The organism is Nocardia sp. GTS18, from assembly GCF_013839555.1.
Lineage (GTDB): Bacteria > Actinomycetota > Actinomycetes > Mycobacteriales > Mycobacteriaceae > Nocardia > Nocardia rosealba.
This window is the reverse complement of the sequence record NZ_JACBIU010000004.1, coordinates 63,849-75,875: the sequence shown is the minus strand read 5'-3', so window position 1 is coordinate 75,875 and position 12,027 is coordinate 63,849. Positions and strand designations below refer to the sequence as shown.

The 12,027-nt window shown below is 68.7% G+C and carries 15 protein-coding genes; 5 read left to right on the top strand and 10 right to left on the bottom strand.

All coding sequences use genetic code 11. The features are described 5' to 3' along the window. The first annotated feature begins 9 nt into the window (after positions 1-9). The 4 genes from HYG95_RS06620 (at position 10) to HYG95_RS06605 (ending at position 3,710) form a co-directional block, all read left to right on the top strand. Positions 10-948, top strand: a complete 939-nt coding sequence (locus tag HYG95_RS06620) for a sigma-70 family RNA polymerase sigma factor (RefSeq protein ID WP_181697107.1) — start codon at positions 10-12, stop codon at positions 946-948. 87 nt (positions 949-1,035) lie between these two features. Further along, positions 1,036-2,217, top strand: a complete 1,182-nt coding sequence (locus HYG95_RS06615) for an NAD(P)/FAD-dependent oxidoreductase (protein WP_181697106.1) — start codon at positions 1,036-1,038, stop codon at positions 2,215-2,217. 22 nt (positions 2,218-2,239) lie between these two features. Further along, positions 2,240-3,130, top strand: coding sequence for an RNA polymerase sigma-70 factor (locus HYG95_RS06610; protein WP_181697105.1), 891 nt, complete (start codon positions 2,240-2,242; stop codon positions 3,128-3,130). A gap of 199 nt (positions 3,131-3,329) precedes the next feature. Then, positions 3,330-3,710, top strand: a complete 381-nt coding sequence (locus HYG95_RS06605; RefSeq protein WP_181697104.1) for a hypothetical protein — start codon at positions 3,330-3,332, stop codon at positions 3,708-3,710. Here HYG95_RS06605 and HYG95_RS06600 read toward each other — a convergent pair. After that, positions 3,686-4,474, bottom strand: a complete 789-nt coding sequence (locus HYG95_RS06600; RefSeq protein ID WP_181697103.1) for an SDR family oxidoreductase — start codon at positions 4,472-4,474, stop codon at positions 3,686-3,688. The two genes, HYG95_RS06605 and HYG95_RS06600, sit on opposite strands and share 25 nt — an antisense overlap. Positions 4,475-4,534: 60 nt before the next feature. Between HYG95_RS06600 and HYG95_RS06595 the strand changes: the two genes are divergently transcribed. Next, positions 4,535-4,981, top strand: coding sequence for a hypothetical protein (locus tag HYG95_RS06595; RefSeq protein WP_181697102.1), 447 nt, complete (start codon positions 4,535-4,537; stop codon positions 4,979-4,981). A gap of 88 nt (positions 4,982-5,069) precedes the next feature. Here the strand turns inward: HYG95_RS06595 and HYG95_RS06590 are convergent, their stop codons facing one another. The 9 genes from HYG95_RS06590 to HYG95_RS06550 form a co-directional block, all read right to left on the bottom strand. Next, on the bottom strand, positions 5,070-5,450 hold the full coding sequence (locus tag HYG95_RS06590; protein WP_370465700.1) for a DUF4440 domain-containing protein: 381 nt from the start codon (positions 5,448-5,450) through the stop codon (positions 5,070-5,072). Between the two features lie 77 nt (positions 5,451-5,527). Next, positions 5,528-6,073, bottom strand: a complete 546-nt coding sequence (locus HYG95_RS06585) for an HAD domain-containing protein (protein ID WP_181697101.1) — start codon at positions 6,071-6,073, stop codon at positions 5,528-5,530. 47 nt (positions 6,074-6,120) lie between these two features. Beyond that, positions 6,121-6,276, bottom strand: coding sequence for a hypothetical protein (locus HYG95_RS06580; protein ID WP_181697100.1), 156 nt, complete (start codon positions 6,274-6,276; stop codon positions 6,121-6,123). A 59-nt stretch (positions 6,277-6,335) separates the two neighbouring features. Continuing rightward, positions 6,336-7,409, bottom strand: coding sequence for an acyl-CoA dehydrogenase family protein (locus tag HYG95_RS06575; protein WP_181697099.1), 1,074 nt, complete (start codon positions 7,407-7,409; stop codon positions 6,336-6,338). Then, complete coding sequence (locus HYG95_RS06570; RefSeq protein ID WP_181697098.1) at positions 7,406-8,584, bottom strand: acyl-CoA dehydrogenase family protein; 1,179 nt, start codon at positions 8,582-8,584, stop codon at positions 7,406-7,408. The genes HYG95_RS06575 and HYG95_RS06570 overlap by 4 nt, the downstream gene beginning before the upstream one ends. Next, complete coding sequence (locus tag HYG95_RS06565) at positions 8,581-9,804, bottom strand: acyl-CoA dehydrogenase family protein (protein WP_181697097.1); 1,224 nt, start codon at positions 9,802-9,804, stop codon at positions 8,581-8,583. The genes HYG95_RS06570 and HYG95_RS06565 overlap by 4 nt, the downstream gene beginning before the upstream one ends. Next, the gene (locus HYG95_RS06560) at positions 9,804-10,823 is read right to left on the bottom strand and encodes a phosphotransferase family protein (RefSeq protein WP_181697096.1); all 1,020 of its coding nucleotides are present in this window, start codon (positions 10,821-10,823) and stop codon (positions 9,804-9,806) included. Before HYG95_RS06560 ends, HYG95_RS06565 begins: the two co-directional genes overlap by 1 nt. Then, positions 10,820-11,275, bottom strand: coding sequence for a MaoC family dehydratase (locus HYG95_RS06555; protein WP_181697095.1), 456 nt, complete (start codon positions 11,273-11,275; stop codon positions 10,820-10,822). Before HYG95_RS06555 ends, HYG95_RS06560 begins: the two co-directional genes overlap by 4 nt. Further along, a complete protein-coding gene (locus HYG95_RS06550; RefSeq protein WP_181697094.1) occupies positions 11,272-12,027 on the bottom strand; it encodes an SDR family oxidoreductase in 756 nt (251 codons plus the stop codon). The genes HYG95_RS06555 and HYG95_RS06550 overlap by 4 nt, the downstream gene beginning before the upstream one ends.

The following is a 12,027-nucleotide window of genomic DNA, read 5'->3' as shown; positions in this document are numbered from 1 at the left end:
GTCGTGCTCATGGACACCGCGACCGTCGCGCGTTTCGAGGCCAACCGCGACCGGTTGGCCTCGCTCGCGTATCGCCTGCTCGGGTCGGCCGCCGATGCCGAGGACACGGTGCAGGATGCCTTTCTGCGGTGGCAGGCCGCGGATCGCGACCACGTCGAGGTACCCGAGGCCTGGCTCACCAAGATCGTCACCAATCTGGCTCTCGACCGTCTGCGCTCCGCCAAAGTGCGTCGCGAACGGGCGGTGGGCGCGTGGATGCCCGAACCGCTGCTCGACGGCGACCCGATGCTCGGGCCCGCCGACACCGCCGAACAACGGGAGTCGGTGACGCTGGCGGTGCTCATGCTGCTCGAACAGCTGACACCGGTGGAACGCGCCGTTTATGTTCTGCGCGAAGCGTTCTCCTACAGCCATGCCGAGATCGCCGACATTCTCGGCATCAGCGAATCGGCTAGTCAGCAGCACGCGCATCGCGCCAAGCGCCGGATCACCGCCGCACGCAACGGAACCGGCACCGACCACGTGGCGGCGCGACGCATCGTGGAGGCGTTCGTCGCGGCCGCGTCGTCGGGGCGCACCGAACAGCTCGTCGCCCTGCTCACCGCCGACGCCACCGGTACTTCCGACGGTGTGGGCGGAACCGCCCGCAAGCTCGTGCGGTTCAGCGGCCCGTCGCGGCTGGCGATCGCCATGCGGGCGGGTTTGCGGCCCGACACGATCAGACGCCACCTCGACGGTCGCGTGCCCGATCTCCACGCCGCCCTGGTCAACGGCTGCCCGGCCCTCGTGTTCACGCTCGACGACCGGGTCCTCGGCGTGGCGATCATGGAGGTACGCGACGACCGGATCGCGGGTCTGCGCGCCATCGCCAACCCGGCCCGGTTGGCTCGTTTCGCCCAGCGGTGGCAGCGCACCGACCACGACAGCCCACTTATCGAGGCTTGGTAGACCCGCTGGTGATCTGAGTCACATCGTGTCAGGATCTTCGCCCGTGCGGTGTCTTGTGCTCGAACCCCTCGGAGCGAAGGAGACACCATGAACACCAACCACGTGGTCGTGATCGGCGGCGGATACGCCGGGGTGATGGCGGCCAATCGGCTCAGCGCGCGCCAGGATGTGCGGATCACCGTGATCAACCCGCGCCCCGTCTTCGTGCCCCGGCTGCGCCTGCATCAGCTGGTCGGTGGAACCCACGACGCGATCGTCGACTACCGAGACGTGCTGGCCGAGGGTGTCTCGCTGGTCGTCGACAGTGTCACCGGGATCGATGCGGGCGCCCGCCGCGTCGCCCTGGCCGACGGCGCGGACCTCGACTTCGACTACCTCGTCTACGCCGCCGGTAGCGGCGCTGCGGAACCGCAGGTGCCCGGTGCCGCCGAATTCGCCTATCCGGTCGCCACTTTGGAGGCAGCGCAGCGGTTGCGGTCGATCCTGTTCGACCGGGCCATGTCTGCGCCGGTGACCGTGGTCGGCGGCGGCCCCACCGGGATCGAGACCGCGACCGAACTCGCCGAACAGGGCCGTTCGGTCACCCTGGTCTGCGGCGGCACGCTCGGCCCGTACCTGCATCCCCGTGCCCGGCGAACCGCCCGCAAGTACCTGACGAAACTGGGTGTCGGGTTGCTCGAAGGCCCCGAATCGGTCGTCACCGAGGTGACGCAGACGTCGGTGCGGCTGGCGACCGGAACGGCCCTGCCCAGCGAGATCACCATCTGGGCAGCGGGTTTCGGGATACCGCAACTGGCGGCACACAGTGGACTGCGTACCGATGCCGCCGGGCGGCTGCTCACCGACGAGACACTGACCAGCGTCGACGACGACCGGATCGTCGCGGCCGGTGACTCGTCGGCACCCTCGGACCTGCCGTTCCGGATGAGCGCCTATGTGGCCGGTTGCCTCGGCGCGCACGCCGCCGACACCATCGCGCACCGCATCGATGGGACCGAACCCACCTCGATCGACCTGGCCTTCCAGGCCATGTGCATCAGCTTCGGCCGCCGAGCGGGAATCTTCCAGCTCGGCCACAAGGACGACACCGCGATGGGCCTGTACTTCACCGGCCCGGCCGGTCGCGCGCTCAAGGAGTTCTCGTGCGCGGCGAGCGTGAAGCACCTGGTCACCGAGGCGAACAAGCCCGGCTCGCACTCCTGGCCGAAGGACGGCAAACACCGTCCGCAGGTGTTGCGCGACCGCCGCGCCACGATCACCACAGTCTGAGCCACGGACAGGAGAACCGACGATGACCACTCCCGTCGACGCGACGGAAACCTTTGTGCAGCATCGCAATCTGCTGTTCACGGTGGCCTACGAGATGCTCGGCTCGGCGGCCGACGCCGAGGACGTACTGCAGGAGACCTGGCTGCGGTGGGTGAAGGCCGACCTGGAGCAGGTGGAGGACCGGCGCGCGTACCTGGTGCGCATCACCACCCGCCAGGCGCTGAACCGATTGCGCTCGCTCAAGCGGCGACGGGAGTCCTATGTCGGTTCGTGGCTGCCGGAACCGCTGCTCACCGCACCGGACGTCGCCGCCGATGTCGAACTCGCCGACAGCGTGTCGATGGGATTGATGCTGGTGCTCGAGACGTTGACCCCGACCGAACGCGCGGTGTTCGTGCTGCACGAGGCGTTCGGCATCAGCTACGCCGAGATCGCGGCGGCGGTCGACAAGTCGCCCGCCGCCGTGCACCAGATCGCCAGCCGCGCCCGCCGGCACGTGGAGGAACGCAAGCCGAGGCGCACGGTGAGCGCACAGCAGGCCGAAGCCACGATCGAAGCGTTCCAGCGAGCGCTGGAAACCCGTGACCTGCAGGGATTGCTAGATGTTCTCGCGCCGGACGTGGTTGCGGTCAGCGACGGGGGCGGAATCAAGCAGGCCAATCCGCGCCCGGTTGTCGGCGCCGACAAGGTGTCGCGCTTCATCGTCGGCGGCCTCACCAAGCACGCTGTCGACCTCGTCGTCGAGCCGACGCTGGTCAACGGCGGACCCGCGCTCGCGGTGTCCATCGACGGCGAGCGCGACGGTGTGCTCGCCGTCCGCGTCGAGGACGACCGGATAACCGGCATCTACTACGTGCGCAACCCGCAGAAGCTGACGCACATCGACGCGGCGACCCCGCTCACTCTGCGATGAGATGCACGTAGGTGTTCCTGCAGCCACCTGCACCCATCCACCACTCCCCCACGCACGAATAGTGTGCGGGCGGGTCGGCACCGCACTACCCGCACCACCCACTCCCTGGAGCCGGCCCGCCCGCTTTCGTTCTCGTGTGTTTTCGCACTCGCCGTGGGGGTACGCGGCGAACATCCAGCCCTTCTCTGTGAGGAGTGCGATGTCCGCCGACGATCGTTCGACAAGGCCGGCTCCAGCCGCGGCTCTCGCCCGCGCGCACGGCGCCTTCAACGTTGTCGGCGGCGTATGGCCGCTCCTCAACAGACGCAGCTTCGAGGCGATCTTCGGCCAGAAGTACGACCGCTGGCTGCAGTTCACCGTCGCCGGGCTGCTCGCGGGCAACGGCCTCGTGCAGCTGACGGCAGCGCGCACACCGGCAGGTCTGGCGAGCGCACGTCGGCTCGGTCTCACCACAGCGGGATGGTTGCTGACGATCGACTTGATCTATGTCCCCAAGGGCACGATCCGCATCGACGCGGCGATGGAGATCGGCTGGCTCGCCGCCTGGCAAGGGCGTTACGGCAGGATCGAATCGACATAGCCGCCGTCGACGCGCAGGGCTCCGCCGGTCGTCGCCGATGCCAGCGGCGAACTCAGGTACACGACCATGTTCGCGATTTCCGACGGTTCGATCAGCCGCTGGATCAGGGACTGCGGGCGGTGCACGCGCATGAACTCGCGTTGCGCCTGGTCCCACGGCAACGACCGGTCGACCAGCTGGTACACGAACTCCTCCACGCCACCGGTGTGGGTGGGTCCGGCGATCACCGAATTCACCGTGACGCCTGTCCCCGCAGCATCTTTGGCGAAGCCACGGGTCACCGCGAGCAGCGCGGTCTTGGATACGCCGTAGTGGATCATCTCGGCGGGAGTGACCACGGCGGAATCGCTGGCGATCTGCAGGGCGCGACCCCACCCGCGCTCGGTCATGCCGGGCAGGTACGCCCGGATCAGCCGCACCGCCGACAACACATTCACCTCGAAGAACGACCGCCACTGCGCGTCGGTGATCTCGCGCGCGGGCACCGCCTCGAAGATGCCGAGGTTGTTCACCAGAATGTCGACGTCGGGCAGTTCGCGCAGCAGCTGCTCGGCTCCCTCCTCGGTGGTGACATCGGCGGCGACACCGAGCGCGTCCCCACCGGTAGCGCGTATGTCGGCGACCGCCGCGTCCACCCGGTCGGCGGTGCGCCCGTTGACCACCACGCGGGCACCCGCGTCGGCGAGACCCTGTGCGATGGCCGCGCCGATGCCCTGGGTGGAGCCGGTGACCAACGCTGTCTTCCCGGTCAGATCGATTCGCACGCGCACCACTTCCTCAGAACGGTCCGGCGGCCACCGGACTCCGACAAGAAAGAACGCCGTGTGCACCTTATCCCCGTATCGGCGTCGCCACCCGACAGCACCGGCGCCGATTTCGCGGCCGAGTTCCTCGAACGACACGGCATCACCGACGCCCGGGTAGAAACGGTGTGGGACGCCATCGCCGGACACACCTCCGGCTTCAGCGACTCACCGGTCTTCCGCAGGCGCAGACCGGCCGAGATCTGGATCGCAGTGGAGGGCATCGGCATCGATATCGGTGGCGGCCCCGGCGATCTGCCGCCCGGCTACGCCGACGCCGTGCACGCCGCCTACCCGCGCCACGGCGGAACCCCGGCGATCACCACGATCATGGAGAACCAGATCCTCGCGAACCCCCGAAAGGCATTCCCGGCCAGGCTCGGGACCGAGCTCGTGCGCCTGCACCACCCGGAGGTGCCGTTGCCGAACTGGGACAACCTGATGAGCCACAGCAGCTGGCAGGACTGACCCCCGACCGAGCGGGGCTGAGGCGACGGGCGCCGCCGGGGCGGCCACTTCACGTCGGAATCCGCGGATCTGGTGGCCTCGGGGAAGGTCAGTCGGGGACGTCGGTTTCTTGGAGAGTCGACCAGCGCAATGATTCCCGCTCCGACCGCAGAACCGCGAGCACACGGCGTCGGGAAACCGTGCCCGCATGGTGGTGTGATTCGAGGAAGCGGACCACCGTGACGGCACCGTCCGTCGCCAGCACTTCGATCTCGCTGATGGCGATGCGCAACCCCGGCTGGGCATTACGCGCCGCGCGCAGCCCGGTCAGCAATTCGTCGCGGTGCAGGACCTGGCCCGTTGTCGTCACCATGGAGAACGAAGGATCCTGCGCTGCGGCGAAGCGGTCGAAGACCGAATCCGGTGCCTCGGACCCGAGCCAGTCGGCCAGGTCGTCGTGCAGCGCTTGTATCGCACCCTCGAGATCCACGCTCAGTCCTCTCCTCACGATCACTGCCGTGCTCGGTCCACGAACTGCCCCGTGCGGCAAGGGCATTCAGGTCCATCCTATGGTCCTAGGGTGCGGGCCCAGGACGTCAGGGCGGCGAAGTCGTCCTCGACGAGACCGGCGGCCGGGTGGACGAATCGCAGGAGGGCGGGTGCGGTGTGGCGGGCATTGATGTACCGGCGATCCGGTGTCGTGATGTCGTCGTCGACCCAGGCGAACGGTCTACCCGCCGCGTGTTCGACCAGTTCGGCGGTCTTCCAGAACGTCCCCTCCGGACCCTGGCACCCGGGCGATTTCCACTCGACCACCGGTAACTCCGGCAAGCCGAGGACCGGGGCGATGTGGGTGTTCGCGTCGTGCTCCCACGTTGTCGCCCACCACAATTCGAAGTCCTCCGCCAGCTCGGTCAAGGTGCGGCCATGGGACGGGTTCAACCACACGCGCAACGGCTTCACCCGCCGCACGGGGATGTCGCGGTGCCGTGCGATCCACGACTGCGGCAGCAACCGGTGCGTCTCGTATCCACGCGGACGTTGCTCCGGTTTCGCGCGGTACGGGTTGAGCGGACCGTCGACATCGAGGTAGAGCAGGGGGCGGTCGACCATTGTCGCGTTCCCCGTCCCGCCGATTGCGAATCCTCTTGCCCGACAGCTTATCCGCTGCGTTCGGAGTGCGGCTGCTCGTCCTCTCCTTCGGCCTGACTCGGCTGCGGGGTGAGGCGGTCGGGTGGCTGGATCATTTCCGGGTCGGCGTCCGGGTCCTCGGCGGGGTCGTAGCGGTCACCGGACGGTTCCTTCGACGCGTGCATCAGGTCCTCCTTTCCTCTGCACCGCGCCTACCCGGTGTGGGGGCGGGAAAACGGCGACCTCAGGCCGGCAAGGCGATCAGTTCGGCGAGGTGGGCGCGGTGCGTACCTGCCGTGCCGAAGGCGATCTGATCGGCCTTGGCTCGTTTGAGGTAGAGGTGGGTCGGGTGTTCCCAGGTCATACCCATGCCACCGTGCAGCTGCACCGCTTCCTCGGCCGCGAGCACGGCCAGGTCACTGCAATAGGCCTGCGCGACACCCGCCGCCACGGGGGCATCGGGGTCGGCGGCGGCGAGCGTGGCCGCGGCGTAGCGGGCGGTGGCGGTCGCCGATTCCACGCCCGTGTAGAGGTCGGCGAGCCGGTGCTTGATCGCCTGGAAGCCGCCGACCACCCGGCCGAACTGACGGCGTTCCTTCAGGTAGGCCACGGTTTCCTCGAGACACCACCGCGCCGACCCGCACTGTTCCGACGCCAGCAGCCCGGAACCGGCGAGCAGGGCGCGGCGAACTGCGGCTTCGCCGTCGGCGACGAGCGGCTGTCCCGCGAACCCGTCGAAGGTGATATCGGCGAGCTGACGGGTCATATCCAGCGACGCCACCGGGGTGATCCGTGCGGCGTCGGCCGCGACCGCGTGCAGTGCGATGCCCTCCGGACCGGCAACAGGAACCAGCAGAACATCCGCCTCGAGCGCCCCAGCGACACTGGTGACGGTGCCACCGTCGGCGACGGCCGGAACCGGCGCATGCGCGGCCGTGGAGAACGGAACGACAAGGGCTGCGGTCCGCTCCCCTGCCGCGAGCTCACCGAGCAACGAGCTAGCCGAGCCGAGCAGTGCGGTGGTGGCCACGACGGAACTGGTGAGGAACGGTACCGGTGCGACGAAACGCCCGAGCTCCTCGAGCACCACCGCGGCCTCCCGCGCCGACGCCCCCGCACCGCCGTGCTCCTCGGGGACGAGTAACCCCGCGAGACCCAGGTCGACAGCGATGTTCTTCCACAGCCCCGCGACCAGCGACCGGTCGCCGTCGTAGAGTGCGGTCACCGACGACGGGTCGCAGTGGGCGCTCAGCACTGCGCGCACGGTGGCGCGCAGGTCGTCCTCGACATCGGTGTAGAGCAGGTTCAGCTCGGTCATCGGGCGACCTCCTTCCAGGGACGGTCCTTGTCGGTGCGCGCCTCGGCGGGCAACCCGAGAATGCGTTCGGCGACGATATTGCGCAGGATCTCCGAGGTGCCGCCCTCGATGGAATTGCCCTTCGCCCGCAGGTACCGGTAGCCGGCGTCGCGGCCGGTGAAGTCGACGTGATCGGGTCGGACCATGGTCCACTCCGAATAGCGAAGACCCTGCTCACCGAGCATCTCCACCTCCAGGCCGGACAGCTGCTGGGCCACGCGGGCGAAGATCAGCTTCATCGCCGACCCCTCCGGGCCCGGCATACCCTTTGCCAGTTTCTGCTGCAACCGCACACCGGTCTGCCTGGCCACCTCGGCATCGACCCACAGCCGCAGTAGCCGATCGTGCAGCTCGGGGGTGCGCAGGTCGGGATTGTCGCGCCAGGTCCGGCTCACCACCCCGATCATTCCGGTCTCCCGGGCGGTGTCGCGGCCGCCGATCGCCACCCGCTCGGTGTTGAGCGTGGTGTTGGCGACCCGCCACCCGTCGCCCTCGGCGCCGAGGCGCTGGGTATCGGGAACCCTTGCCTCGGTGAGGAATACCTCGTTGAACTCGGCCTCACCGGTGATCTGGCGCAGCGGCCGCACCTCGACGCCGGGCTGGGTCATGTCGATGAGGAAGAACGTCAGGCCGCGGTGCTTGGGCACGCCCGGGTCGGTGCGGGCGAGCAGGATCGCGAACTGCGCCAGGTGGGCGCTCGACGTCCACACCTTCTGGCCGTCGACCACCCACTCGTCGCCGTCACGGACCGCGCGGGTGCTCACATTCGCCAGGTCCGATCCGGCGCCCGGTTCGCTGAACAGCTGGCACCAGATCTCCTCGCCCGTCCACAGCGGACGCAGGAACCGCCGCTTCTGTTCCTCGGTACCGCACGCGAGGATCGTCGGCGCCGCCATGCCGAGGCCGATGGTGTTGGCACCCGGGTTGTTGTCGGGCGCAGCGGCTTCGGCGAACAGGCGCTCTACCTCGCCCTGCCATTCCCGGGGCAGCCCGAGCCCACCGTGACCGGCCGGGTAGTGCACCCAGGCCAATCCCGCGTCGAAGCGGGAGCGCAGGAATTCCAGGCGGTCGGTGGTGTCCGGATCGTTGGCGGCGAGGAATTCCGCTATGGCACGGTGCAATTCGTCGCGCGTCACCGGGCCTCCCGCTGCTTGCGCAGCTCGCTCTTGGCCAACGCGTTCTTGTGCACTTCGTCGGGACCGTCGGCGAAACGCAGCGTGCGGATACCGGCGTAGGCGGCGGCAAGGGGGAAGTCCTGGGACAGCCCGCCCGCACCGTGCACCTGGATCGCCTTGTCCAGAATCCACTGCACCGTGGCCGGGGTGGCGATCTTGATGGCCTGGATCTCGGTGTGCGCGCCCTTGTTTCCGACGGTGTCCATCAGCCATGCGGTCTTGAGGACGAGCAGCCGCAGTTGCTCGAGCCGCACCCGCGACTCGGCGATCCAATCCCGGATCACGCCCTGGTCGGCGAGCGGCCTGCCGAACGCCACCCGGTCCTCGGCGCGCGCGCACATCAGTTCCACGGCGCGCTCGGCGACACCGATGGAGCGCATGCAGTGGTGGATGCGGCCCGGCCCCAGCCGTGCCTGGGCGATGGCGAAACCGGCGCCCTCCACCCCGATCAGGTTCGACGCGGGCACACGCGCGTCGGTGAACGTCATCTCGGCGTGGCCACCGTGGTCGTGGTCGTCGTAGCCGAAAACCTCCATGCCCCGGTGGATTTCGACACCGGGGGTGTCACGGGGCACGAGGATCATCGACTGCTGCTGGTGCCTGCTCGCGGACGGGTCGGTCTTGCCCATCACGATGAAGATGCGGCAGTTGGGGTTCATCGCCCCGGTGATCCACCATTTGCGCCCGTTGAGCACGTAGTCGTCACCGTCGCGTTCGATGCGGGTGGCGATATTGGTGGCGTCCGAGGACGCCACATCCGGTTCGGTCATGGCGAACGCCGAGCGGATGGTCCCGTCGAGCAGCGGCTCGAGCCACTCTTTGCGCTGCTCCTCGGTGCCGAACTGGGCGAGCACCTCCATATTGCCGGTGTCGGGCGCGGCGCAGTTGAACACGGCGGGCGCGAGTCCCGCACTGCGCCCGGTGATCTCGGCCAGCGGCGCGTACTGCAGATTCGTCAGGCCCGCGCCGTGTTCGCCCGGAAGGAACAGATTCCACAGCCCACGGCTTCGTGCCTCGGCGCGCAGTTCCGCCAGCACGGGAACCGAGTCCCAGGCCCAGCGGTTGTCCAGCTGCCCGAGCTGCGCACGGAATACCGCTTCGGCCGGATAGACGTGGCTTTCCATGAAGTCGAGCAGCGTGGCGCGCAGTTCTTCGGTGCGCGCGTCGTAGGCGAAGTCCATCAGGAATGCTCCTTCAGTGCGGTGAGGCCGGTTTCCAGCAGGGGCTCGATCGCCGAACCGATGACATCGAAGCCCTCGCCGACAGTCTGGCCCCGCAGGTAGCGGAAGTGGATGCCTTCCAGGATCGCGGCGAGTTTGAACGCGGCGAGCCCGAGGTAGAAGCCGAAGCGGGACATGTCGCGGTCACTGCGGGCGGTGTATCGGGCGATGATCTCGTCCTCGGCGAGGAAGCCGGGCGCCAGCGACGCGTCGGCCACGGCAACCTTGCCGTTCGGCAGGGCGGCGAGGCGGCCGTAGACGACCATCAGGGCCAGATCGGTGAGCGGGTCGCCCAGAGTCGCCATCTCCCAGTCGATGACGGCCGCGAGCCGGTCGGAGTCGTCGACGAGGACATTGTCGAGGCGGTAGTCACCGTGCACGATGCCAGCCGCCGACTCGACGGGGACGTCGGCGGCCAGACGCGCGTGCAGTTCGGTGGCCAGCGGCAGGTCACGGGTATGGGAGGCATCGAGTTGCTGCTTCCATCGACGCACCTGCCGTTCGAGGAATCCCTCCGGCCTGCCGAAATCGGCCAGTCCGACGGCCGCCGGGTCGACGGCGTGCAAGTCGGCGAGGGTGTCGACCAGGGCGGCCGAGATGCGCTGTGTCCGTTCCGGTCCCAGCTCGGCCAGGGCGGCCGCGTCCCGATAGGGCGTGCCCTCGACCCGTTCCATGACGTAGAACGGCGCACCGAGCACGTCGGTGTCCTCGCACAGCCCGTACATGGCAGGCACGGGTACCGAGGTCGGCGCGAGCGCGGCCATCACCCGGTACTCGCGGGCCATGTCGTGCGCGGTGGCCAGCACGTGCCCGAGCGGCGGGCGCCGCACGATCCACGACGACGCACCGTCGGTCACCGTGTAGGTGAGATTGGACTTGCCACCGGCGATGAGCGTGGCGTCGAGGTCGGTGCCGACGCCGGGCAGCGTGGCCCGCAACCAGTGCCCGAAACGGTCGAGATCCAGACCGGGCACGGTCATTTCGCGACCGCCAGGGTGACCGTCTCCACCACACACACCGGCTTCTCACCGCCCTCGCGCTCGACGACGACGGTGTTGGTGATCAGGTGCCCGCCGCCACCCGGCGCCACCGACCGCAACTCGAGTCCCGCGCGCAGCCGCGACCCGACGGGCACGGGCGCCGGGAAGCGCACCTTGTTGGAGCCGTAATTCACCGCCATCGCCAGGCCCTCGATCCGGTACACCTGGGCGACGAGCATCGGGACCAGCGACAATGTCAGATACCCGTGGGCGATCGTCGTTCCGAAGGGCCCTTCGGCCGCGCGTACGGGGTCGACGTGGATCCACTGGTGGTCACCGGTCGCGTCGGCGAAGGTATCGATCTGCTCCTGGGTCACCGTGTGCCACCCGGAGTAGCCGAGATGGGTGCCGACTGCCGCCTCCAGCTCGGCGATCCCCTGGAATGTCCTCATGCCTTCGGCCCGCCCGCCACGTACAGCACCTGCCCGGACACGAAGCCCGCGCCTTCGCTGACGAAGAACGACACGGCGTGCGCGATATCGTCGGGCACCCCGGTGCGCGCCACCGGGATCTGCGACGCCACACCGGCTTTGAAATCCTCGAACGGAACCCCGAGCCGTTCGGCGGTCGCAGCGGTCATCTCGGTCTCGATGAAGCCCGGGGCGATGGCGTTCGCGGTGACCCCGAACTTGCCGAGTTCCAGAGCCAGCGTCTTGGTGAAACCCTGCACACCCGCCTTCGCGGCCGAGTAGTTGGCCTGGCCGCGGTTACCCAGCGCCGAGGTGCTCGACAGGTTGACGATGCGGCCGAACTTCGCCTCGGTCATGTGCTTCTGGACCGCGCGGGTCATCAGGAACGCCCCGCGCAGGTGCACGTTCATCACCGTGTCCCAGTCGTCGGTGCTCATCCGGAACAGCATGTTGTCGCGGATGACACCCGCGTTGTTGACCAGCACGGTCGGCGCGCCGAGCTCGGCGACGATCCGCTCGACGGCCGACTCCACCGCGGCCTCGACCGCGACATTCGCCCCGACCGCGAGGGCCCGCCCACCGGCGGCCTCGATCTCGGCGACGACCGGCTTGCAGGCGTCCTCGTCCAGATCGAGGACGGCCACCGCCATCCCGTCGGCGGCGAGCTTCTTCGCGACGGCGGCACCGATTCCCCGGGCGGCGCCGGTGACGACAGCGGTTCTCGTCGTGTTCAT

What these genes read in the sequence shown, in the direction of transcription:
- HYG95_RS06620 (WP_181697107.1), top strand. Translation starts at nt 10, where the DNA reads ATGGACACCGCGACCGTCGCGCGTTTCGAGGCCAACCGCGACCGGTTG.
- HYG95_RS06615 (WP_181697106.1), top strand. Translation starts at nt 1,036, where the DNA reads ATGAACACCAACCACGTGGTCGTGATCGGCGGCGGATACGCCGGGGTG.
- HYG95_RS06610 (WP_181697105.1), top strand. Translation starts at nt 2,240, where the DNA reads ATGACCACTCCCGTCGACGCGACGGAAACCTTTGTGCAGCATCGCAAT.
- HYG95_RS06550 (WP_181697094.1), bottom strand. Translation starts at nt 12,027, where the DNA reads ATGAACACGACGAGAACCGCTGTCGTCACCGGCGCCGCCCGGGGAATC.
- HYG95_RS06575 (WP_181697099.1), bottom strand. Translation starts at nt 7,409, where the DNA reads ATGACCGAGCTGAACCTGCTCTACACCGATGTCGAGGACGACCTGCGC.
- HYG95_RS06560 (WP_181697096.1), bottom strand. Translation starts at nt 10,823, where the DNA reads ATGACCGTGCCCGGTCTGGATCTCGACCGTTTCGGGCACTGGTTGCGG.
- HYG95_RS06555 (WP_181697095.1), bottom strand. Translation starts at nt 11,275, where the DNA reads ATGAGGACATTCCAGGGGATCGCCGAGCTGGAGGCGGCAGTCGGCACC.
- HYG95_RS06580 (WP_181697100.1), bottom strand. Translation starts at nt 6,276, where the DNA reads ATGCACGCGTCGAAGGAACCGTCCGGTGACCGCTACGACCCCGCCGAG.
- HYG95_RS06565 (WP_181697097.1), bottom strand. Translation starts at nt 9,804, where the DNA reads ATGGACTTCGCCTACGACGCGCGCACCGAAGAACTGCGCGCCACGCTG.
- HYG95_RS06585 (WP_181697101.1), bottom strand. Translation starts at nt 6,073, where the DNA reads ATGGTCGACCGCCCCCTGCTCTACCTCGATGTCGACGGTCCGCTCAAC.
- HYG95_RS06605 (WP_181697104.1), top strand. Translation starts at nt 3,330, where the DNA reads ATGTCCGCCGACGATCGTTCGACAAGGCCGGCTCCAGCCGCGGCTCTC.